Annotated in this window: 22 protein-coding genes, 1 pseudogene and 1 riboswitch; of the genes and pseudogenes, 18 read left to right on the top strand and 5 right to left on the bottom strand. The window is 34.9% G+C overall.

Annotated elements, in window-relative coordinates; genetic code table 11:
* The first annotated feature begins 22 nt into the window (after positions 1-22).
* Complete coding sequence (locus AC1Q51_RS19975; protein WP_001104104.1) at positions 23-238, top strand: hypothetical protein; 216 nt, start codon at positions 23-25, stop codon at positions 236-238.
* A gap of 191 nt (positions 239-429) precedes the next feature.
* On the opposite strand, the gene AC1Q51_RS19970 is transcribed toward AC1Q51_RS19975, so the two are convergent.
* Both AC1Q51_RS19970 and AC1Q51_RS19965 read right to left on the bottom strand, forming a co-directional pair.
* Entirely contained in the window at positions 430-1,803 is a 1,374-nt protein-coding gene (locus AC1Q51_RS19970) for a sensor histidine kinase (RefSeq protein WP_072938990.1), read from the bottom strand.
* Positions 1,800-2,474, bottom strand: a complete 675-nt coding sequence (locus tag AC1Q51_RS19965; protein ID WP_001264528.1) for a response regulator transcription factor — start codon at positions 2,472-2,474, stop codon at positions 1,800-1,802. The genes AC1Q51_RS19970 and AC1Q51_RS19965 overlap by 4 nt, the downstream gene beginning before the upstream one ends.
* 267 nt (positions 2,475-2,741) lie before the next feature.
* Between AC1Q51_RS19965 and AC1Q51_RS19960 the strand changes: the two genes are divergently transcribed.
* The 11 genes from AC1Q51_RS19960 (at position 2,742) to AC1Q51_RS19910 (ending at position 12,388) form a co-directional block, all read left to right on the top strand.
* Positions 2,742-3,212, top strand: coding sequence for a hypothetical protein (locus tag AC1Q51_RS19960; protein WP_000521297.1), 471 nt, complete (start codon positions 2,742-2,744; stop codon positions 3,210-3,212).
* A gap of 20 nt (positions 3,213-3,232) precedes the next feature.
* The gene (locus tag AC1Q51_RS19955) at positions 3,233-3,556 is read left to right on the top strand and encodes a PepSY domain-containing protein (protein WP_000912137.1); all 324 of its coding nucleotides are present in this window, start codon (positions 3,233-3,235) and stop codon (positions 3,554-3,556) included.
* 241 nt (positions 3,557-3,797) lie between these two features.
* Positions 3,798-3,959 (top strand): hypothetical protein, encoded by a 162-nt coding sequence (locus AC1Q51_RS19950; RefSeq protein WP_000441010.1) that lies wholly within the window; start codon positions 3,798-3,800, stop codon positions 3,957-3,959.
* Positions 3,960-4,281: 322 nt separating this feature from the next.
* Positions 4,282-4,680 carry a DUF1259 domain-containing protein gene (locus tag AC1Q51_RS19945; RefSeq protein WP_492331676.1) on the top strand — a complete coding sequence of 133 codons (399 nt, stop codon included), beginning with the start codon at positions 4,282-4,284 and terminating at the stop codon, positions 4,678-4,680.
* Positions 4,681-5,155: 475 nt separating this feature from the next.
* Positions 5,156-5,575: a MarR family winged helix-turn-helix transcriptional regulator gene (locus AC1Q51_RS19940; protein ID WP_001048563.1), complete on the top strand. Its 420-nt coding sequence runs from the start codon at positions 5,156-5,158 to the stop codon at positions 5,573-5,575.
* Between the two features lie 327 nt (positions 5,576-5,902).
* Positions 5,903-6,253 (top strand): DoxX family protein, encoded by a 351-nt coding sequence (locus AC1Q51_RS19935; protein ID WP_033657524.1) that lies wholly within the window; start codon positions 5,903-5,905, stop codon positions 6,251-6,253.
* A 223-nt stretch (positions 6,254-6,476) separates the two neighbouring features.
* A complete protein-coding gene (locus AC1Q51_RS19930; protein WP_016512594.1) occupies positions 6,477-6,782 on the top strand; it encodes a monooxygenase in 306 nt (101 codons plus the stop codon).
* A gap of 375 nt (positions 6,783-7,157) precedes the next feature.
* The gene (locus AC1Q51_RS19925) at positions 7,158-8,324 is read left to right on the top strand and encodes a serine hydrolase domain-containing protein (RefSeq protein WP_072939515.1); all 1,167 of its coding nucleotides are present in this window, start codon (positions 7,158-7,160) and stop codon (positions 8,322-8,324) included.
* Between the two features lie 93 nt (positions 8,325-8,417).
* Entirely contained in the window at positions 8,418-10,502 is a 2,085-nt protein-coding gene (locus AC1Q51_RS19920; RefSeq protein WP_090977659.1) for a serine hydrolase domain-containing protein, read from the top strand.
* A 551-nt stretch (positions 10,503-11,053) separates the two neighbouring features.
* Positions 11,054-11,488: a hypothetical protein gene (locus AC1Q51_RS19915; RefSeq protein ID WP_002094078.1), complete on the top strand. Its 435-nt coding sequence runs from the start codon at positions 11,054-11,056 to the stop codon at positions 11,486-11,488.
* A gap of 237 nt (positions 11,489-11,725) precedes the next feature.
* Entirely contained in the window at positions 11,726-12,388 is a 663-nt protein-coding gene (locus tag AC1Q51_RS19910; protein WP_061660834.1) for a YrrS family protein, read from the top strand.
* A gap of 1,207 nt (positions 12,389-13,595) precedes the next feature.
* Here the strand turns inward: AC1Q51_RS19910 and AC1Q51_RS19905 are convergent.
* The gene (locus AC1Q51_RS19905; protein ID WP_000416932.1) at positions 13,596-13,727 is read right to left on the bottom strand and encodes a hypothetical protein; all 132 of its coding nucleotides are present in this window, start codon (positions 13,725-13,727) and stop codon (positions 13,596-13,598) included.
* Between the two features lie 99 nt (positions 13,728-13,826).
* Here AC1Q51_RS19905 and AC1Q51_RS19900 point away from each other — a divergent pair.
* Positions 13,827-14,014, top strand: a pseudogene (locus AC1Q51_RS19900) (hypothetical protein).
* A 249-nt stretch (positions 14,015-14,263) separates the two neighbouring features.
* On the opposite strand, the gene AC1Q51_RS19895 reads toward AC1Q51_RS19900, so the two are convergent.
* A complete protein-coding gene (locus tag AC1Q51_RS19895) occupies positions 14,264-14,656 on the bottom strand; it encodes a VOC family protein (protein ID WP_492331675.1) in 393 nt (130 codons plus the stop codon).
* A gap of 111 nt (positions 14,657-14,767) precedes the next feature.
* On the opposite strand from AC1Q51_RS19895, the gene AC1Q51_RS19890 reads away from it, so the two are divergent.
* Positions 14,768-17,077: an AAA domain-containing protein gene (locus tag AC1Q51_RS19890; RefSeq protein ID WP_492331674.1), complete on the top strand. Its 2,310-nt coding sequence runs from the start codon at positions 14,768-14,770 to the stop codon at positions 17,075-17,077.
* 76 nt (positions 17,078-17,153) lie between these two features.
* A riboswitch (SAM riboswitch) is annotated at positions 17,154-17,255 on the top strand.
* An 88-nt stretch (positions 17,256-17,343) separates the two neighbouring features.
* Complete coding sequence (locus AC1Q51_RS19885; protein ID WP_000501366.1) at positions 17,344-18,549, top strand: M20 family metallopeptidase; 1,206 nt, start codon at positions 17,344-17,346, stop codon at positions 18,547-18,549.
* A 166-nt stretch (positions 18,550-18,715) separates the two neighbouring features.
* On the opposite strand, the gene AC1Q51_RS19880 is transcribed toward AC1Q51_RS19885, so the two are convergent.
* Positions 18,716-19,156, bottom strand: a complete 441-nt coding sequence (locus tag AC1Q51_RS19880) for an Lrp/AsnC family transcriptional regulator (protein WP_001181724.1) — start codon at positions 19,154-19,156, stop codon at positions 18,716-18,718.
* 168 nt (positions 19,157-19,324) lie between these two features.
* Between AC1Q51_RS19880 and AC1Q51_RS19875 the strand changes: the two genes are divergently transcribed.
* The 3 genes from AC1Q51_RS19875 (at position 19,325) to AC1Q51_RS19865 (ending at position 22,945) form a co-directional block, all read left to right on the top strand.
* A complete protein-coding gene (locus AC1Q51_RS19875) occupies positions 19,325-20,089 on the top strand; it encodes an SDR family oxidoreductase (protein WP_065229047.1) in 765 nt (254 codons plus the stop codon).
* A gap of 374 nt (positions 20,090-20,463) precedes the next feature.
* Positions 20,464-21,030, top strand: a complete 567-nt coding sequence (locus AC1Q51_RS19870; protein WP_141526204.1) for a TetR/AcrR family transcriptional regulator — start codon at positions 20,464-20,466, stop codon at positions 21,028-21,030.
* A 58-nt stretch (positions 21,031-21,088) separates the two neighbouring features.
* On the top strand, positions 21,089-22,945 hold the full coding sequence (locus AC1Q51_RS19865) for an alpha/beta fold hydrolase (RefSeq protein ID WP_492331673.1): 1,857 nt from the start codon (positions 21,089-21,091) through the stop codon (positions 22,943-22,945).
* Positions 22,946-23,072 lie beyond the last annotated feature (127 nt).

Genomic DNA, 23,072 nt, shown 5'->3' with positions numbered 1-23,072 from the left:
ACGTAGGAAAGGGTAATATAAAATGAACTGGAAAAAAGGCGGGTTATGGGTTATTATTTTTTTCGTTGTAAAAGGCACGATTTCTACACTTTTAATCGTTACAGGTGCTAAATATTTTGATTTATCATTTATGCAACTTATCTTATTAATTCTGACCTTATTAGTGATTTCTCTAATAAGTCGAAAGTTACTGTATAGACATAAACAAAACAAAAAGCAAAAAGAGCTAAATATATAATGAAGCCCCAGAGACCATTGGATTTCTGGGGTTTTATTTTGATAGTTTTTTCGCATGTATATTAATTTAACAGAATAGGTTGTCCAAAATGATAAAATCGATGATGTTTAAAATGCGTCAGTTATTTTTACATAAGGATTGTAGAGAGCCTTTGAATCAATCTTTATTCTGAAGCGACAGACACGTATAAATTATGCTCTTTTTTCAATTGGTAGTTTAAATGTAAAAGTACTGCCTTCTCCTAATTTACTTTCAACCGTAATTTCTCCTCCATGTAGTTCGACAATCCATTTTACCATCGACAATCCTAAACCTGTGTTTCCGATGTTTGAAGATGTTCGTGCTGCGTCAACTCGATAGAAGCGGTCCCATATTTTTGTAATATGTTGCTCGCTGATGCCGATGCCATTATCGGAGACTTTACCTATTATGTTGGTTTCATCACGGAATAGTTGCATATGCACAGTTCCGCTCGCTTTACTATAAGCAATCGCATTCGTTAGTAAATTCATTAATAAACGCATCATCAATGTTTGATCTGCTTTAATAAATAGGTCTTCCTCTATATTAGTTGTTATATCAATCGAAGCTTCTTGAACCATTAATGAAAGCTCTTCTACAACGATTTCCGTTAATTCACTCATATTGATACATTCAAATTGGAAAGTATTATGGTTTCCTTGGTCAGCTCGTGCTAATAATAAGAGTTGTGAGATTAAAGCGGACATTTTACGTGATTGTTTTAAAATTACTTCTAACGATTCTTCCATTTCTTTCGGATTATTTCTCTGCGATAAAGCGTATTCGCATTGCGAAATAATAACAGATGTTGGTGTTCTTAATTCATGAGATGCGTCAGATGTAAATTGTTTTTCACTTTCGAATGATGTCTCCAATCGCTCAAACATTTTGTCAAAGGTTTGTGCTAAATGATACATTTCGTCTTTCGGTGAACCTTGTAAATTAATTCTCTTCGAAAGGTCTTTACCATCACCAATTTTACTGGCTGAATCACTCATTTGTTGCACAGGTCGAAACGCTCTTTGCGTAATAAAATATCCCCCGACTGCCGCAATGAGAATAAGTAATGGGAATGAGATGATTGTTACCACAATAAGCGTATTCATCGTTGAGGATAATTGGTTCATAGTCATTATTCCACGAACCCAGACTTGCTCATCGCCGCCTGCATTATGGAGAAAATCATATACAATCCATTCTTTATTGCCGTCTTTAATGGTTTGTATTTCATCGGATTTAAGCGATATCTTTTTATTAAAGCTTGTTGGACTATGTCCTACCAACAGCTCACCTTGTTTACTATAAATACTAATATTTACTCCATCTTCTAAGGTTTCAAAATCATCGTCAATCTTTAACTGCCCATGCTTATATTTGATATCTTCCATGCTTTCTTTTACTGTGCTCTTCAATTGATCTTTCATATTAAAAAGCAAAACTTTATCTGAAGAAGTTAAAATAAAAGCTAACACGAGTGCCATAATAATTACAATTAGCCCCGTATACCACAGGGTCACTCTCATTTTTATTGATAGTCTTTTCATGATTCTACTCGCAATACGTAACCAGTTCCGCGCACTGTATGAATTAACTTCGTTTCAAACTGGCTATCAATTTTTTTACGAAGATAGCGGACGTAAACATCAATAATATTCGATCCGCCTTCATAGTCGTAATTCCACACATGTTGCTCAATTTTATCTCGTGTCAGCACAACTTCTTTATTACGAATCATATATTCTAAAATAGCAAATTCTTTACTGGAAAGAGTGATAACTTGGTCTCCTCTTGTTACTTTATGCATATTGCAATCTACCACTAGGTCAGCGATTTCAAACACATTAGATGTATTTCCTGTTTTTCTTCGCATTAACACTCGAATTCTTGCTAACAGTTCATCAAAAGCAAACGGCTTTACTAAATAATCATCTGCACCTAAGTCGAGTCCTGTTACACGATCATCAATTGTATCTTTAGCTGTAAGAAGCAAGACAGGAGTTGCATTATTGTCCGCGCGTAATCTTTGTAATACGCGTAAACCATCTATTCCGGGAATCATAATGTCAAGCACAATCAAATCGTAGGTAGCCATGTTTATATAATCCAAGGCATCTTCTCCATTCCCACATGCATCGACACTATAATGTTCTGCATTTAATCGTTTCACCAATATATTTTGTAAGTCTTGTTCATCTTCGACGATAAGAACTCGCATTAACATTCTCCTTTTCTTCTTATTAATATGTATCACTATAATTTCAAAACATTAAAGAAAGATTAGAAACTAGTTAATTATATCATTTTATCCCGCATTAACGGGCAGTACGACTACTCCCTCAAAATTCGGTGAATGCGAGGTAGGTAGGGATTAACTGCCTGTAAAAGCCTTCACTTTATTTTTTTGTACATTAATCTTCCTTTAATGTTTGTTCAGTAATATAAAGGCAAGGATAAGGTGCACCTGTAAAGGGAGGAAAACAGAATGGGAAAATGGATGCTGATTGGAGCAATGTCCTGTTTATTCTTAACAGCTTGTTCTACTCAAGCTGATAACAATACAGAAGTACAACAACTGAAAGTGGAAAATGATAAATTACAAAAAGAAGTTGCTCAACTACAACAAGAACCAAACAAAATAGGGCCTGCTACGAATGATACGAAGCAAACACAAGATTTCAAAAACGAAGTCACATCTATTGTAGAAAAAGCAAATAACACGAAACCAGTTGGAGCAAAAGAAGATAACTTAAATACGTACTTAGCAGCAAAAAAAGAAATTGACCAATTGGATGACAAGATAGATCTATCTGATAATCAGCTAGAAGCAGATTATCACGCTGGAACGATAACTGTTGAGCAATATCAAACGCAAGAAAAAGAACACGATATACTGGAAGATCAATTAGAGCAAGCAGAAAATGCACTTGAAGCAAGATTTGGAATAGAGGATTAATCATTAAGGAGTGGATGAAAATGTTAAAACATAAAAAGAAAATAATTATAAGTGTAATTACTATTTTAGTAAGTGGTATTGCTATTGTTGGTGGATATTATGGTATGGGTTACAATTATGCAAAAAAGAATGAAAACTACACAGAGAAACAAGTTCGTGAAATTTCTTTAGCTCATACAAATGGAGAAATTATTAATGTGAAAAAAGAATTTGAATTAGAAGATGACAACTTAGCACAATCAAAATTTGAATATGAAGTGGAAATCAAGACACCTGATAATCTGTTAAATATTTTAAAAGTTAGTGCTAGAACAGGTACAATAGAACTCAATAATGAAGATTAAATAAATATCGCTTATTTGAAAAAACTCCTAACAAAATTTGTTAGGAGTTTTTTCATGTTTATACTTTACTATTTTAAAATGTGGAAAATCTCCATACTTCTACAATCTATATAAATGACTCAAGCTTCGTATCTTTTGAATGCCCTGAAGTGCTAAACCTAAGTAAAATAATGAACTATCCTATGGAAGAAAGTTGAGGGAGCTAATCGCATATATTTTATTGAAAGGATGTGATTGAATTATGGAACGGCCGAATTGGGGAATTGGAGGATTAGTATTCGTTGGCTGTATGTTTCTTGGTGGAGGAGTGGGATCTATGTTAGGTAATGCCCAAACTGGATGGCTAATAGGAATGGGCATTGGATTTCTTGGGATGGCTTTAACGAGACTAATGAGAAAATAATGTAACTGAGATTCTTCTTCTGGTAAATAAGGAAATATGTAAGTAATTCATGGCATCAGAGCTCTATAAATTATAGTTAGAAGCTTCTCTTTTCTAAATTTCTCCATACATAGATATGATTCTCAAATCGGAGAATGGCACCTTAAGGTGTCTTTTTTATGCTCTTTAAAAATGTCTTAACATATATAGCCGAGTTAATTTAAATAATCAAGAATAATTGAGCTAATAGCTCTCGGTAGATTGCCATCATTTTTTTAATAGATTAGATTCATTACCGTTTCAGACCTATGTATTCATTCATAACTTAACAGTAAAAGGGGGGATGATTAAAGGTATGGCGTTTAATGATGAATTAATTTGTCAACAGTTTGCAAGAATTATCGGCGGGCAAGAAGGATTCGCCGGTGGGAAATGCGTGGCAACAATAAACAGGGATGAAATACGAGCAACAATCTTAGGAAAACGTTTTAGAGTAACAACTTCCTTTTCATTCGAATCACGAGACAATAAAACTGGATGGGCATTATGCCTAGGCCGAGTAGCACTCTTACAAAAAGAAGTCACTGAATTTGTGGCGACAATTATTAAACAAGGAATAATCGTTTCGTCTATACACAATGAGTGGTTATGTGATGATCCAAATTTGATTTACGTTAATATCGAAGACGTTGATGATCCACTAAATTTTGCAAGAAAAGTGAGAAGAGCGTTATGCACGTAATCAATTTCTTTAGTTAAACGAGTGATTATATTAAATTGAAAAGTTCAGCGTGTTGGATGGTTTTATAAAACGAAAGAAGGTGTTTCATATTTGGAATGCCTTTTCTTTATGTTTTCGTTACTAATGTGGGTGGTTAACGGATTATATGCTGTTTATCTTGCAACAGCAAAAACTGGACGAGGTATCTTTAAAAGTTTTTGACTGTCCGTATATACCATATTTTATCAAATGTTATTAGCATATCATAAAACGACAGGGGAGAAATCGCCAGAGAAATACGTCAAATTAGTCATTCCTTCTATAATCTAAGGGGACGTTTTTGTTTTCGAAAAATAATAGGTAAATCATTTGACAATTAAAATAATCTACTTTAATATATATGCCATAGCATATATATGGTGAAACAAATACATTCATTGTGAATGATTGACTGGTATGCTATATCCTTTTATATCTTAATTTATAGAGGTGATATATGAACTTACATGATTTAATAGGCTATCTTGTTCATCGTACTGATGTGAAAATGACCAACTATTTTACGAAGAAATTAAAGCCTTATGGAGTTACGCCAGAGCAGTGGGGGATTATTAGTGTTCTTTGTAGCCAAAGGAGCACTACTCAAAAAGAGTTGGCGGAAGCTATTGATAAAGATCAAACTACTGTTGTTAGAATGATACAGTCAATGGAGAGAAAAGGGATTGTAAAGAAGGCTTTGAATGACCAAGATAGGCGTTCACATAACCTATTTTTAACTGAAAAAGGTGACGAGTTAAAGAAAACAATCTTGCCTGTAGTGAAAGACGCTCACCATTTCGTTACGAGTAATTTGAGCGAGGAAGAAATTAAAGTATTACAATCGTTATTAAACAAATTGTATGATACACACTATTAATATTTGTTCCTTATTGATGCTACGCTATTCATAAGGAACAAACTTTGTTTTAGGTATTACATATGCTATAGCATATAATTTTTGTTTGGACGAATGGGAAGATAACTTTATTTTGTATGATATCTGATTCAGGGTCACTTTTTTGCCTAGTACCAGTCAAATTTTTGTATTATATATGCTATAGCATATAATTTTCGGCCCTTTAATATTGAGAAGGGTAATGTAAATTGAAGCGACTTCCATACGGGTAATCTCAGGAAATAGGGTAAAGGTAGTGACTACTACCTGAACAATACTGAGTTTTTATCAAATAATAAGAAAGGTGTGATTACTATTTTAATTTTCATCAATATTGTAAAAGTAGTGTTGTTTCTGTTCTTTTTAATGACAGGAACGAAAATTATATCCGGGAAAATGGCAGATGAATTCAAACGATTTGGTTTACCTTCGTTTTTTAATTTCTTAACTGGAGCTTTTGAGATTGTAGGAGCGATTGGAATGTTGATAGGAATTTGGATTCCAACAGTAGCTTTATTAGCAGGATTGTTATTAGGCGGTACGATGCTTGCAGCCGCATTAACTCTAATTGTATTAGCGAGAGATCCCTTTAAGAAAGCAATACCTGCACTTGTTTTGTTTGTCCTTAGTTTAGGGATAAGTTTGTATCACATTTTTTAAACATAACTGAAAACTATTAAACTTTCACTTTATGCGTTCAAGTTACTATCGTTTTGTGATTATGTTACAAATAGGGGGATTCTCCAATTAGTGCTTGAATAATAATAGCAATACGAATTTAGACATTACGATCATTCGGATCATAATCAGTAAAAGAATGGGAAGAATTTTTATACAAAGGAATTCCCGATGAATTTTATATTAAAAATAGGAGTGAGTGAAAATGGCATATTTATTACAAGTTGATTTTCCGTTTGAAGGTCCTTTTGGTGAAGAAATGGAAAAAGGATTTTGGGATTTAGCAAATAGTATTAACGAAGAAGAAGGATTCCACTGGAAAATATGGACTGAGAATGAAGAAACAAAAGAAGCTGGAGGCATTTATATATTTGAAGAAAAACAAGATGCTGAAAAATACGCGGAAATGCACAAGAGCAGACTTGAAGCAGCTGGTGTTAAAGATATTAGAGTAAGAATTTTTAACATCAATGAAAAATTAACGGAACTGAATCGTGGGTATATTAAATAATTTCGACAGTTGGAGCAAGCGTAAAAAGGAGGGGGATAATCCCCTCTTTTTTTAATTCTTAAATTGATGGTAAGGGGGCTCACATAAAAAATAATCAATTATAAAAGTGATTTTGAACGTAAGGAATTTGTAAGGAAGAGGTAAGAAAAAAGAGATTTTCCTTGTGTAAGATGAAAATGGAAAGAAGAGTGAGAGGAGAAAAATACTATATATTTCTATAAAAAACAAATCAATTAATAAGACTTGTTTGGAGGAAAAGAGACATTACAGATTCAATGTCGTCCTTTTGCAGTGGGTTAAGAAGAAAGCTGTGTGATTAGTTCCAAACAGCAAATAACCATTTATACAATATGAATAGGGGAGAGGATTATTTTGATGAAAAAGCATCGTCAAATTACATGTACAGGTTTAGCCCTTTTAATAACTGGAGGTTCCCTGTTTTATACAACTCCAACCTCAAGTGTAAAAGCGGAGTCCATTCAAAATGTATCTAGTTCGTTACAAACAAGCAACCAAAGAAATCGAAATTCCGTCAAAGAGGCCATGCGGGATACATTGAAACTTGGATATCCAGGGATACTTGCTAAAACTTCTGAGGGTGGAAAAACATGGAGTTATGCGGCTGGTGTAGCTGATCTGAGTAACAAGAAAGCAATGAAAACAGATTTTCGTTTTCGGATTGGCAGCGTGACAAAGACGTTCACTGCAACAGTTGTGCTTCAATTAGCAGGAGAAAACCGCCTAAATCTAGACGATTCTATTGAAAAATGGTTGCCTGGTGTCATTCAAGGGAATGGATATGATGATAAACAAATTACTATCCGGCAATTATTGAATCACACAAGTGGTATCGCTAATTACACAAGGTCAAAGGATTTTAATATGATGGATACAAAAAAATCCTATACTGCTGAAGGATTAGTAAAGATGGGAATATCCATGCCTCCAGATTTTGCTCCAGGAAAGAGCTGGTCGTATTCAAATACAGGATATGTATTACTAGGAATTCTTATTGAAAAAGTAACTGGGAACAGCTATGCGGAAGAGATTGAAAATCGAATTATTGAACCACTTGAATTAGCGAATACATTCTTACCTGGAAATTCAAGCGTCATTCCAGGAACCAAGCATGCCCGTGGATATATCCAATTAGACGGAGCAAGTGAGCCGAAAGATGTTACTTATTATAACCCAAGTATGGGGAGCTCGGCCGGAGATATGATTTCTACAGCTGATGATTTAAACAAATTCTTTTCTTATTTACTTGGGGGCAAATTATTGAAAGAACAGCAACTAAAGCAAATGCTTACAACAGTCCCTACAGGAGTAGATGAGCTTGGCGATTCCGGGCTTGGAATTTTCAAAATGAAGCTTTCAAACGGTGAATCGATATGGGGGCATGGAGGAACCATTCCTGGCTTTTTAACTTTTGCTGGGGGCACACTTGGAGGCAAGCATACATTGGCCGTCAATTTAAACAGTATTAAAGCTGATAGTCCTGATCCTTTTAAAAATATTTTACTTGCTGAATTTAGCAAGTAGGTCAAAGAGGAGAACGGATAAATTTTATCATATTTTCATAGTGGAACAAACAAATGATGAAAACGGTCACTTATCTAAGGAGGTAATTCCGTGATGAAAAATAAGCTAACTGGTGTGTTAGCCACTGCATTAGCGGTAACTATGATTCTACCAACAGGAGTGAAAGCATTTTCTGAAAGTGAGACTACAGTTGTAACTGGTGAAGAAGTAGCTAGTCAGGAACTGAAGAAGATTGCAGCAGAGAAGGCGGAGCTACTTACAAAGTCTTATGAAGCGAATAGCGTGCAGTATGCGCTAATTGATAATGGAAAACTTATTTTGTCGGGTCAGGCTGGCAAGAATGATTTGGAAGGGGAAAAGCCGCTAACCAAAGATACTCAATATGGGATTGGTTCAGTCAGTAAAATGTATGCAACAGCGGCTGTAATGAAATTGGTCGATGAAGGAAAAGTCGATTTAGATGCTCCTGTTGTCCGCTATGTTCCTGATTTTAAGATGAAAGACGGTCGATATAAACGTATTACACCACGTATGTTATTGAACCACTCCTCTGGATTGCAAGGTTCTACGTTAGGTAATGCATTTTTATTTAACGATAATGATACCTATGCCCATGATACCTTGTTACAACAATTGTCAAATCAAAACTTGAAGGCGGACCCTGGTGCTTTCTCGGTATACTGTAACGATGGCTTTACGCTGGCCGAAATTTTGGTGGAAAGAGTTAGTGGTATGGGCTTTACCGAATATCTACATCAAAGCTTTACAGGACCCTTAAAGATGAATCATACGAAAACGCCGCAGGACAAATGGAGGGATGAAAATCGGGCTGGACTATATTTCCCGGCGTACCAAGGACAACTTCCAATTGAATCGGTGAATGTTATTGGTACGGGAGGCATATCTTCTACGGCAGAAGATATGGTGCGATTCTCACAACTATTTATGGGACAGGGAAAAGGAATCCTCTCTGATAAGGTAGTCAAGGCGATGGAGCAAGATGAATATAAAAAAGGAATGTGGCCGGGGGATGGTGATAATATTTTTAACTATGGTCTTGGCTGGGATAGTGTGAAACTATACCCATTCAGTGAATATGGGATCAAAGCTTTGACTAAGGGCGGCGATACGGCACTGCAACATGCTATATTAGTCGTGCTTCCGGAACAGAAAATAGCAGCGGCTGTATTGTCATCTGGTGGACGGAGCTCTACAAATCAACTAATGGCAACTGAATTGCTACTCGCCACGCTTAAAGAAAAAGGTACTATTAAGGACATCAAGCCGAACAAATCCTTTGGCAAGCCGGTCAAAGTCAAAATGCCTCAAGGCGTAGCAAAGAAAGCTGGATTTTATGGTAATAGCGAAACTCATTTCAAGATTGAAATTACGAAGAACGGTGAACTATTCTTACCATCTAATCCACAAGAAAAATATGTATATACTGCTGATGGAAGCTTTATTAATGAGGGGGGTACTTCCAAGCTCAACTTCGTAACCGAGAAGAATGGAAGAACTTATTTGAAGGAGAGCGCATATAAATCGCATCCAGGTTTAGGGCAAAGTGTGATGACCCACTATTTAGCTGAGAAACTAGAAGACAACGTGCTTTCGAAGAAAACCGCTGCTGCATGGGCAAAGAGGGAAGGTGTCAAGTTTTATCTTGTGAACGAGAAATTTAGTTCTATTCAATATCTCGTTCAACCGAAACTTCTTAGTACTCAAATTACTCGCAAGGAAGGCCCAGCAGGCTATTGGGATGGCAGAAAAATTACAGGTCCGAACACCGCGGTGCATCAGATCCAAGTACCCGTGATGAATGGTCGTGATACGACGGAAACGCATTTCTATACAGAAGGCGGCAATGAATATATGGAGATGGCTGGATTGTTATACGTAAGTGAATCTAATGTAAAACCAATTGATGTAGGCCAATCATCCAAAGTTACGTTGGATGCAAATGGACATGCGAAATGGTTTACAATTCCACAAGCGGCAACAGACAAAAGGATGACCGTAACGCTGCCATCAAATGGTTCATTTGCGGTGTATGATGAGAAGGGAGTTTGCGTCAACTTCACCATTGTGAGTGGCAATAACAAGGTGGAACTTCCGAAGAACGGAACAATCGTATTCGCTGGGGCACCGAAATCGGAATTTGCAATCTCGGTGAACTAGCTATAATTTAAGATGATCTTAAACAAAACCAGTACGGTACAGAAAAGATGTATTACTGGTTTTGTTTGTATTTATGCATTCTCAATGAAAAAACTTGAATAATATCACTCTCAAGCACTATAAAAACATCAAAACTAGAAAATTAGTATCTCTAGAAGATGTACAGTTTTTTGGGAGTTGAATAATTTTAACAGCGTAGAGAGATTAAATTTCTACTCTTTTTCTTCTTAATTGGGGTACGACCTCAATTAAGAAGGTTTCTTCAATTAATAGAAATGTATGTACATACACATTGTATTTTCATTCCATAACTTTTAAAATTTTGTTCACGATAGTTTGATATTGTAAAAAAAGAAAATATGTGGCACGACATCACTTTGTTTTTTATATAGCTTTGTAATTAAACTATAGTATTATATTTTTTCTTCATTATTGAAATTAGTAATAATAAAATGTATTATTGAAAAGCACAATTTATAATTCAAGTAATCAAGCATATGTACCTATAATAATTTGAACATTCAGAAATTATAATATTGTCTAAAAACGAGGTGAGATTCATAGAAACAGTACATATTAAGTGGTATGGCATGTATAGTATAAATGACTTTTATAATAGGGAAGAAGCTTCTAAGAAGGGGATATTTGCAATCTCTAGAGTATATGCTAAGAATGTAACATTGCTCTATATAGGACAAACCAAAAGAAGCTTTATACAAAAGATAAGAGAACTTAATAAAGAGTGGACTTTTGATGAGAGCGAATTAAAGATTACATTAGGAATAATAGAATTTCCTAGTGGTGAAATTTACTCTGAAAAGAAGGTAAAAGAGATAAAATCTCTTTTGATTTTACGACATACCCCATTAGAAAACGAAACATCTTTATTATACTATAGAGGGAAATTTAATTTAAAAATTATAAATAAGGGAAGAAGAGGCTTAATTGTTAAAAAGCTTTCTACAGGAGATCTAATGTGGACGTAATTGGAATCACCTTTGAATAAAATTGAAGGTTTCTTAAGTGCAGAAGCTTATCAATTTTTAATGTATTAAACTATTTTGAATAACATATGTCAGATACTTGAAAAAACACAAATTATATTATGATATGAAATCCTGTATGGAAAGTGTAGTTTATTTCTATTGTTTAATAAAAATATTAAGAATTTTAGGGATAATACATAAAGAGTAGAGGAGAAAGTAAAAACGGAGGTTTGAAGAATGGGACAAGTAAGCAGATTTCAAGAAAAACAACAGAATCGTCGTCAAAAGGCAATTTTTAATATTGCATTTACTTTGGTATTAGTGACAGTTGGTATAGTGACATACCAGTTGTTTACCCCTTCTAATACATCAAAGAAAGCAATTGCTCAAGAAAAGAAAGTAACAAAGATAGAAGAGAAGAAAACTGAAGATAAAGAAACAGCAAAGATAGAAGAGAAGAAAACTGAAGATAAAGAAATGGCAAAGATAGAAGAAAAGAAAAGCGAAGATAAAGAAGCAGCACAGTTAGAAGGGAAACAAAAAGTAGAAAAATCGGTAAAAACGAACGGAACTGAAAATAAAGAGGAAGAAAAAACGGTATCTCAAGAAAAGGATCCTCAAACTAATCCTTCATGGAAGCCAATTGGTACAGAGCAAGGAGCAAAACCTGATATGAAATTTAAAGAAGGAACAGTAGATTGGAGTGAGATGAAAAAAGCAATCTCTTATGCTGTTGATGTTCCAGAGAGCCAATTGATTTTCGATTTTATTGGAAATAATGGTAATAATAAAGCCTACGGTAATGTACGAGATAAACAAAGTAATAAAAAATATAAGGTTAATATTGATTGGGTAGAGAATCAGGGGTGGAAACCAGCATCTGTACAAGTGGTAAAATAAATAATAGAAATGTAATTATGTGCTTAAAAGTTTACTCTTGTAAAAACTCATAAAAGAGTTTGTTTCAATCAGGACTCTTTTTGTTATGTTGACAGGATTAATTACTCAGGCTCAATTGTGAGATCCTGATGCAGACAAAGTTTGAAGTTTATTAAAATCTACCTGATTTAGTGCTTCGAAAGGTTCAAAATTGCATTTTTAAAGCACTAAATAATTTATGGTACCTTTTGAAATATTTTTGGTCTCATTTCATTAGAAACAATTTCGTCTATATAACTAAAAAATGTATTATAATATCTATTGAACAGATGAATAGGATAACAATTACCTGCTGTTAGCAAGTTGCAGTATATCTAATGAAAAGATCACTTGTTTCTAAGACAAGTGATCTTTTCATATACATTCCCTTTACTTTACTATTTTTGAAATTGAATAGATATTTCAATCTGTGTAATTACAATAGACTTGATTAAAATTAAAACTGCAACAAGGATAATACCGTCCATATTTGTAGTAAGGAATATATATATAATATCTTAATGCAAGGTTGGCCTATGTTCTATGAAGATATTAAAGAATTATAGGAAACATTGATAAACGGGAATTATTTTTATTACAATATTTATGCATCTTTAGGCCTAAATAGCTGGGTATTAGCTAAGAAACTTGAGATATTAGACTCCTATTAAGTTAAAAATGGCCTTAAGTGTACTTCCCATAAAGAAAATTATGTAAATAAGCTGCCCATATGGACAGCTTATTGTATTTTTTGGCTTAGCTTGATTTTTCCGAAGTGCTGGCGCTTCCTCTACAAGTATTCTTGCATTTAAATTATTTTTAATATATTATATTTATATGGTTATATAGAAATGGACGTATACAAAAAGACTCAAATCTATTAATAAGATTTAAGTCCTTTTCAAAGATAAAAAGATTGTACCGAAATGGAATAAAACTTATACTTTTCTTTTTAATATGTATCTAGTAAAAAGACATTTTTCATCAATAAAATTGTATTTTCAATATAAACGGAAGTTTATTTATTTTCAATGATAGGAAATAGTGGGTCTAGAACATAGAGGAACAAGGAAACATATAGAGAAATCTGAAGAACCTGAAAACTATTGTATGTAGTTTGTTCATCTCAAGTACAATAAAAGAGTCTTACCTCTGTAGGCAAGACTCCACTAGTGTAGCTGTATAATATTTACATATCAACTAAAAAACAGAAACCATATAACACCAAGTAGCAGAATCCTAATATTCCTCCTACAGCTAATACTTGTTTAAACCAACTCTTAAATTTTATATTACTGTAAATATCTTGAACTTTTTCCATATTTCCTCCTATTAAGGCGAACCCTTAAAGACTCTCACTTCGTTATGGTACCATTAAAGAATGGCTAATAGAGGTCAAATATTGTCAAAACGTATAAATATGCAATATTGCATACAGAAATGTATTGTTACAAATGTAAGCGTTTACTATAATAAGTGTATAAAGTTTAATCACATCCCAGTACTAACAAAAGAGGAGGAAATAATATGGAAATCGCAATGGCAGTTTTAAAATTTATAGGTGGAGCAATCCCATTAGTTCAAGAGCTTCTAAAAGCATTTATGTAAATTCACTATTTAGCAATTATTTATAAAAATTATCATTCGTATGAGTAAAGCCCCTTTAACAATATTAGGGGGCTTTTTAAATTTCTACATATTTAAGGTTACGTCACATCAATATCAAGTTAAAAGTAAATTTTAAGAATAAACCTATAGAGGATATTTTATAGTGAATCAAGATCCTTTTACAAAGTTGTAGGCATTAAACTCCTACGGCTTTTATTATACTTTATTGAAGTAAAAAGTCTCTTCAGATTATCTCTCCGTTTCAAAAAACTCAATCCACTCCCCATCAGGACCAGCGAAGAATATGTAACGTGTTCCATCTGGTAATGTTTCGATTTCTTCTCCTAGTAAAAAGGTTACTGCGTGTTTCTTTAGTCTCTCGATTTCATCTTCTAATGAATCTACCTTAAAGCAAATGTGATGTACTTTTCCTTCTGCTGGCAAGGAAGAATTGTAGCCTTCAATTAATTCGAGTAGCGTTTCTTTCGATTCTTCCACACCTAAAAAAGCGAGTTTTAAGTCTGGATTCGGGTGCCCCATACGTTGAAGGAGCTGTAAGCCGACTACTTCTTCATAAAATGAGATAGATGCTTCTAAGTTTGCAACCATAAGTCCTACGTGTTCAATTCTTCTAACTGGCATGTAGATTCCTTCTTTCTGAAAATTATATACAATATATTATTGAAAATTAAGAAAATAAGCAAGATAAAAACCTTACAAATTTTAGCGTGTTGTATGGTATAGTGAGAAAGTATGTTTGGGGAGAAGGAAGGAGATTATACGATGAATACACCTACTCAAACTCCTTCATTATCAGAAACGATGAAAGAGTGGCATTATGCATTAGCATATGAAATTAAACATTGGAAAACGATAGGTGGTAGTAAAATTTCTATCATGAACGGTCGTTTTTTATATACAGATTATGAGAATACAGTGTATGTATTTCAGCTTATTTCGGAAGTAAGCTTACCTGAAGGTTCACCAATTCGAATTGAGTTCGATGGTGAGGAAGCGACAGGAGAAGTATTATCTGTACATGGATTAGAAATAGAACTGAAATTAAATGATTATATACAAGGTGAAATAAGAGAAGCGGTTTTATACAGTGAACCGTGGCAACTTTTAGAGCAACTGCAAGAGCGATTGAAAGAAGCACGTAAAGATAAGCTAAAACGTAATCGTATAAAGCGTCTCGTTGATGGGACGAGCAGTCCGAAACATATTGAGAAGATGAAAAATCCGAAAAATGAACTGGCATATCGCGCATTTTACAATCCGACAACGTACGTATGGGGACCACCTGGAACAGGGAAGTCTTACAATTTATCACGTATTATTTCGGCTCATTATCAAAAAGGAAAATCGGTACTTGTGTTAGCTCATAGTAACGCGGCAGTAGACGTATTAATGAGTGAAGTAACGAAGCAAATTGAAAAGAAAAAGAAATGGACGCCTGGCGAAATTGTTCGTTACGGTTATAGTCAGCATGAACATATACGAAATCATGGAACGTTACTTGCATCGAAATTAGTTGAAACGACGAACGGATCATGGGGTGAGGAAAGACTCTACTTAGAAGAGACACGCCAAGATCTTCGTGAAAAAATCTTATCGTATAAAGCAACATCTGCTGATAAGAAGCGTATACAAGAGATTGAAAGTGAGCTTCGAAAGCAAAAGGCGAAAATTAAAGAAGTAGAAAAAGAATATATTGAAAATGCGAAAGTAATTGGTGCAACTTTATCGAAATGTGCCATTGATTCACTTATTTATGAGCGTACATTCGATTTAGTTGTCGTAGATGAAGTGAGTATGGCGTTCGTTCCGCAAATCGCATTAGCTGCTTCACTTGGGAAACGTATCGTCGTTTGCGGTGACTTTTTACAGTTACCTCCAATTGCGATGGCGAACCATGAACTCGTTCGCAAATGGCTTGGGGAAGATATGTTTTACCATGCTGGGATTGTTGAGTCTGTTAATAAATCAGAAGCACACCCAAACCTATTTATATTGCAGGAACAAAGACGTATGCATGCGGATATATCGAAGTTTACGAATTCGTTTATTTATAAAAATAGAGTATACGATCATCCGTCTGTTTCAGAGCGTAAAGAACTTGCGCAATTGCAGCCGTTCGCAAATGAAGCGAGTGTTTTATTTGATACGAGCCAAATGGGAGCTTTTTCGTTAAAAGATGCTGCTTCTGGTTCCCGTTTTAACATTATGTCTGGTTTAGTAGCGATGCAAATGATGTTAATCGGATTGTTAGACGGTGTTCAGTCGATTGGTGTTGTGACACCTTACAGGGCGCAGTCACGCTTTTTATCGACGTATATTAGAGAAATGTTGCAGAGAACGAAATATCAAAACATACCAGTTTTAGCGGCGACAGTTCATAAGTTTCAAGGTTCTGAAAGAGATATGATGATCTTTGATACGGTTGACAGTTATCCGCAAGAACGACCTGGCGTGTTATTCTTTGACCATAAAAATCATCGCCTCGTCAATGTAGCAGTGACAAGGGCGAGAGGGAAGTTCATTCAATTATCAGATTGCCATTATATGCGTAAAAATCTTTCTAGAAAACAAGCGTTATCACAATTAACAGCTCATATAGAACGTCACGGAGATGTGTATGATCGCACGACATCAAGACAATTGTGGGAACGGAAAATTTCGAAACGTTTACGCTGGTTTATGGAAATGAATCTTGAAGAGCCGAAAGGGCTATTAAAAGATATTTTAGCCGCAAAACGAAAAATTATTATTTCACTGCCAAGTACGAAACAAGTAGATAAACGAGTATGGCAAGCGTTAATGCGTACAAATGCACAAATAACAGTTTATAGTGATGGATCAGTTCCGCTGAAAAATGTAAAGTTACAAAGACAAAATAAAGCATTCCCATTCTTAGTAATTGATGATGAAATCTTCTGGGCAGGCGCACCGCTTACATCTCAAATGATATTTGAAGGTAGTACGGAATTTCCGTACGTATGTGCAAGACTGCAAGCACCTGAGACAATTGGTGTATTAAAAGGATTTTTAGATATTCGGTAAATTCGGATAGGAATTCCTTGACTTTTACTTGGAATGAACTTAGAATAAAAAATAATTTAATATAATTTTATGAAAATTCTTATCACGAGAGGTGGAGGGACTGGCCCTATGATACCTCGGCAGCGGATTCGTTATGAATACTGTGCCAATTCCAGCAAGGTAACTTGAAAGATAAGAAAGAAGCTCATTTTGACTGTATATACAGAAGCCTCTTTCTATCTTTTAGAAAGAGGCTTTTTTACGTGAAAATAAAAGGAGGAAGAACAATGGGAGCGACAGGAGTAACGTCACAAAGAAAAACAATTGAAGAGAGTATCGAAAGAAATAAGGAAAAGTACATAGAAACAAGTCATGATATTCATGCGAATCCAGAGATTGGTAACCAAGAGTTTTACGCATCTAGGACGTTAAGTTTATTGCTAGGCAGTGCAGGATTTCAGTTGCAGCACAATATAGCTGGACATGAAACGGGGTTTATTGCGCGAAAAAGTTCTGGAAAACAAGGACCGGCAATTGCATTTTTAGCGGAGTACGACGCTTTACCAGGATTAGGCCATGCGTGTGGTCACAATTTAATTGGCACAATTAGCGTTGCAGCAGCAATTGCATTATCAGAAACACTTGAAGAAATTGGCGGGGAAGTTGTCGTGTTTGGTACACCAGCAGAAGAAGGTGGGCCAAATGGTAGCGCGAAATCAAGTTATGTAAAGGCAGGTTTATTTAAAGACATTGATGCGGCGCTTATGATTCATCCGAGCGGAAAAACAGCGACAACGAGTCCTTCACTAGCAGTCGATCCACTTGATTTTCATTTTTACGGAAAAACAGCTCACGCTGCAGCTTCACCAGAAGAAGGGATTAATGCATTAGATGCGGTTATTCAGCTCTATAACGGTATAAACGCACTTCGCCAACAACTTCCGTCAGACGTGAGAATTCATGGCGTCATTACAGAAGGCGGAAAAGCACCTAACATTATTCCTGACTATGCCGCGGCTAGGTTCTTCATCCGTGCAGCAACGCGAAAGAGATGCGCGGAAGTAACAGAAAAAGTAAGAAACATTGCTGAGGGAGCAGCGTTAGCAACAGGTGCAAAAGTAAAAATCCATCAATTCCAAAATGAAATCGATGAATTACTCGTAACAAAAACATATAACGATATCGTAGCGGAAGAACTAGAACTATTAGGTGAAGATGTAAATCGTAAAGAAAGAGTAGGGATTGGTTCAACCGATGCAGGAAACGTCAGCCAAGTTGTGCCGACAATTCATCCGTACATTAAAATTGGTCCAGATGACTTAATTGCGCATACGAATGAATTTAGAGAAGCAGCACGTTCAGAACTAGGAGATAAAGCATTAATTACATCGGCAAAAGCATTAGCGAATACAGCGTATCGATTAATTACAGAAGAAGGGTTGTTAGAGAAGATGAAGGAGGAGTTTAGGGAGGCACAGAGGAATCAGGGGTAAGGGGATTAAGGCGCTCTTTTCGAAGAGCAATCTAATTAATAAGTAGAGATATAAAAAGAACATTGAAAAATCAATGTTCTTTTTTGTTTGCTAGTCATTGATTTTGTTGGTTTTTCTCAAGAAAGAGAAAATTTTACTGTTAGTGAGGATAATACGTATCCCTTTATTAGAATGATAATTTCTCCTCGAACTCACTCTTTAAAACAATTAAAGGAGATGATAATCCGAATTGCATTAACGAGTCTAAAAACGCAGCGAGGGAATCCATCGAATCGCTCATGACCTTCATCATATAATTAAATTCCCCGCTAATTCGATATAAATCAGTTACTTCAGGAGCGGCATTACAATATTGGATGAAATCAGAGCATTGGCTCGTTTTAAACATGATGAATGCTTGAATGCTTTTATTAATTTTGGAAGGCTCAAATTTCGTTCGGTAAGCCGCTATAACTCCTTGATCTTCAAGTTTATTCATACGCTCCTTTACAGCAGGTTGCGTCATGGATATAATCCGTCCTATTTCTGAAACAGAAATTCTCGCATTTTCATACAACAAGTTCATAATCTTATGATCGATTTCATCCAGTTTTACTGTGTTTTGCATTGTGTAGCCTCCTTATTTTATTTTCTAAAGTGAATCACAAATTATAACTATAATATCATAAGTGAACGAACTAAATTACCTATAAATCTGTATTTAAAATGTTTGGTTTTTGCATGAAAATATAAGTATAGGATTTATCAAAAGGGAATTTAGGAAGGTTGGAAATATATGAAGAATCTTGATGGGAAAGTAGCGTTAGTAACAGGGGCGAGTCGAGGAATTGGTCGTGCGATTGCGATGAGATTGGCAAACGACGGTGCATTAGTTGCGATTCACTACGGCCGAAATAAGGCAGCTGCAGATGAAACAATTAGTGAGATTGAATCTAATGGAGGAAAAGCGTTTTTAATTGAAGCAGAACTCAATTCAATGGATGGTGTCAAACAGTTAGTAGAACAATTGAAGAATGAATTACAAATAAGAGTTGGTACATCAGAGATTGATATTTTAGTAAACAATGCAGGGATAGGTACACAAGGGACGATTGAAAATACGACAGAAGAAATTTTTGATGAAATTATGGCCGTAAATATTAAGGCGCCATTCTTTTTAATTCAGCAAACATTACCGTTACTACGAGTAGAAGGGCGCGTTATTAACATTTCATCAGCGGAAGTAAGACTTGGTTTTACAGGGTCCATTGCATACGGTTTAAGTAAAGGTGCACTAAATACGATGACACTTCCTCTAGCTAAACATCTTGGAGAAAGAGGTATAACAGTGAATACAATTATGCCTGGATATACGAAGACAGATATAAATGCGAAATTGCTAGATGATCCGGAAATACGAAATTTTGCTACGAATTCATCTGTGTTCGAACGAATAGGGCAAGTTGAAGATATTGCAGATGCAGTAGCATTCCTTGCTTCTGCTGATAGCCGCTGGATAACAGGGCAGATTTTAGATGTTTCTGGAGGGTTTTGTTTATAGGGGCACTACTCCATACCCATCAAGCTAATCAAGTAAATTACTAGATATGAAACGATCCTTGTTTCATATCTGGTAATTTATAGAAAGATAGGCATGCTAAAGAAGTCTATTAAAACGTGATTTTTTGGCTAGGCAACTTGAATAAGGGGGCATTTCTTTTTCTTAAGTTGATGGGTATGTATGGTGACCTCTATTAGACGATAGTGAATTAACAATTTCGGGGTTCAGTTCAACTTTATTCAAAATAAGATTTTTTTGCAGTAAAATCAATGTTAGTGGAACTTTTTTAATCAAACTAATTTAAAAATTAACATAAATACTTGCAATGTTTAAATTAGTACTATATAGTTCTAGTTATGACAAAGGTAAAATTAATGAATCAAAAACGTGTGATTGAAGTAGCTGCAACATTATTTTTAGAAAAAGGGTTTGCTTATACAAGTATGGATGAATTAGTACGTGTAAGCAAAGTTTCAAAGTCTAATGTGTATTATCACTTTTCTAATAAGGAAGTATTATTAGAAGGGGTCGTTGATTATTGGATTGAAATGTATCAATCTGCAATTGATGACGTACTTTCTCAGAACCAATTTTTAGTTGAAGATCGTATCCAACTGTTTTTAAAGCAATTATCACAAGGAGTTCAGTCGAGAGAGTATAAGGGGAGCTGTCCATTTATTACTCTTTATATTCAAAGTCCTAAACAGGCCACGCAAATAAAAGAAAAAATAGGTCTTTTTTTTACAGGATTACAAAAGAAAGTTTCTCTATTACTTAAACAAGGGGTAGAGAATGGAGAATTTAGAAATACGATTCATATTGATGAGGTTGCATCACTTTTTATTACAAATCTTGAAGGAGCGTTATTTATTTCAGAAACATTGAAGGATGTAACTGTAATCACGAAAACAGCAGATCATTTTTTAAAATTGCTTCGATAAAAGAAGCATTTTTTTTAAATCAAATTAGTACTGATTAGTACTAAAAGGGGAATTTTATATGAGAACAGTATTTTTAACTGGTGGAACAGGCTTTATTGGACAGCAATTAGTGAAAGAATTAGCCAAAGAGGATGTTAAAATTCTTCTTTTAGTAAGGTCGAAAAGTAAAGCAATACGCCTTTTTCAAGAAAGAGGAAACTTAAAAAAGGAAGTTATGCACTTTATTGAAGGTGATTTGACGAAAATAGATTTAGGTCTAAGTGCTGAAGATAAGGAGAGGGTATTGAAAACGGATGTGATTATTCACGCAGGAGGCCCCATGGATATTCAAGCGACAAGTAAAGAGGCAGCTTCCGTATTTTTACATGGTGCCAAACATATTAGTGACTTAGCTAAAAGTATTCATCAATTGAAGGGCTTGCAACAATTTATTCATGTTGTAGGTTATATGAGTCCCTTTAATGATAAAAATAGCAAGATTGCAATTGATGTGTTTCAAGAAGGAAATAATTATTTGAAAATAAAAAATCCATATGAGAGAACAAAATTTTTAGCAGATCTTTATATCCGTCAGCAGGCATCAGCAGTAGGTTATCCGCTTTCTGTAATTAATCCGCCAACTGTAGTCGGTAGTAGTAAAACAGGGAGTACAGAGCAGATAGCAGGATTAGGTTTGCTTGTGATGAGTATGCGAAGAGGGCTCATGCCAATGATTCCTGGAGGTAAGGGATATAGGTTACCACTTATTTCAAACGATGAGCTTGCGAAGTTTATTGTGCAGGTTTTCAGATTAGAGCAACCGACTATTCAAACATATACACTTGTTGAAGACAAACAGCACGATCAGAACATTGCTGAGTTATTAAGTATTATGTCAGAAAGTATGAATATGAGGGCACCAAAAATCTCTGTCCCAATGCCACTTATGAAAGCAATTATGAATAGTGGAGTAAGTAAAATAACAAAAATTCCTTCTGATGGACTGAATTTTATTACAAAACGAAAATTTTCAAATGTTTCAGCGAAAAAAATTATGGGAGGGGATTGGTTTAAGAAGACGAGTGTAATGAAATTTCTCCCTGCCGTAGTAGCTGATCTGGATTATCGAATGATAGATCAAAATGGCCAGCATAATCATTTATTTAAACGAACATTATGCGATAACACTACCCTTTACCAATTACAAGGAGAGGGTAAACCGTTTATTTTATTACATGGTTTATTGAGTGATGGAGAGGATTTATTTCCTTTAGCACAAGAGCTTCATGAAAAAACTGGTCAACCTGTATGGATCTTGGATCTTCCAGGTTTGGGACGTTCTCCTTTTAAACGTGAGAAAAATCTTCTAGATATTTATTTGAATGTAGTGAAAAAGTTATTGGAGAAAGCTACGAATGGTGCACATCTAATTGGTCATTCATTCGGTGCGTTTATTCTTCTGGAAGCATTGGTACAAGAGTACATAGATAAGAAGTATTCAATCACTTTACTTCAGCCACCTGTTGCTAAAAAAAATGCTAAATTGCTAAATGTTCCTCAAGTTATGAACAAATGGACATTAAAATTAGCAACTACTAATTTGATAGGGCGTTATTTATTAAGTAATGGTTTGTTTGAAAGTACGGAGAGCATCCCTGAACATTATATTGAAAAGATAAGTAAAAGTTTTACTTCTCCTAGAATTTTAAATACTACGGTTCAGCTTAACAGTTTACTACTGAAAAAAGATCAAGGTGATTTCAAGGAAGTAACAAAGTATAATCTTCACATTATTTGGGGGGATTATGACAGAGGTTATTCTGCTCCATCGTATCTTGGTAAGGTTGATTTTGTTCCATATGGCCATCATTTTCCTCTTAGCCATCCGAGTGAAACGGCAAGATTAGTAATGAAAAATAGTAATACTAGCAGATGAGAGTTTGGGATAAATAAAAAGTGTGTAGTAAAATCGTTGTGTTTTTGAAATAAAATCGTACTGTGTGGGGGCCCACCCCATCACTATCAGACTAAGAAACGCAAATACCTCAAAACGAAAAAATGAG

It is taken from the genome of Bacillus sp. MT94 (genome assembly GCF_058792475.1).
This window is presented reverse-complemented; position numbering and strand designations above follow the sequence as displayed.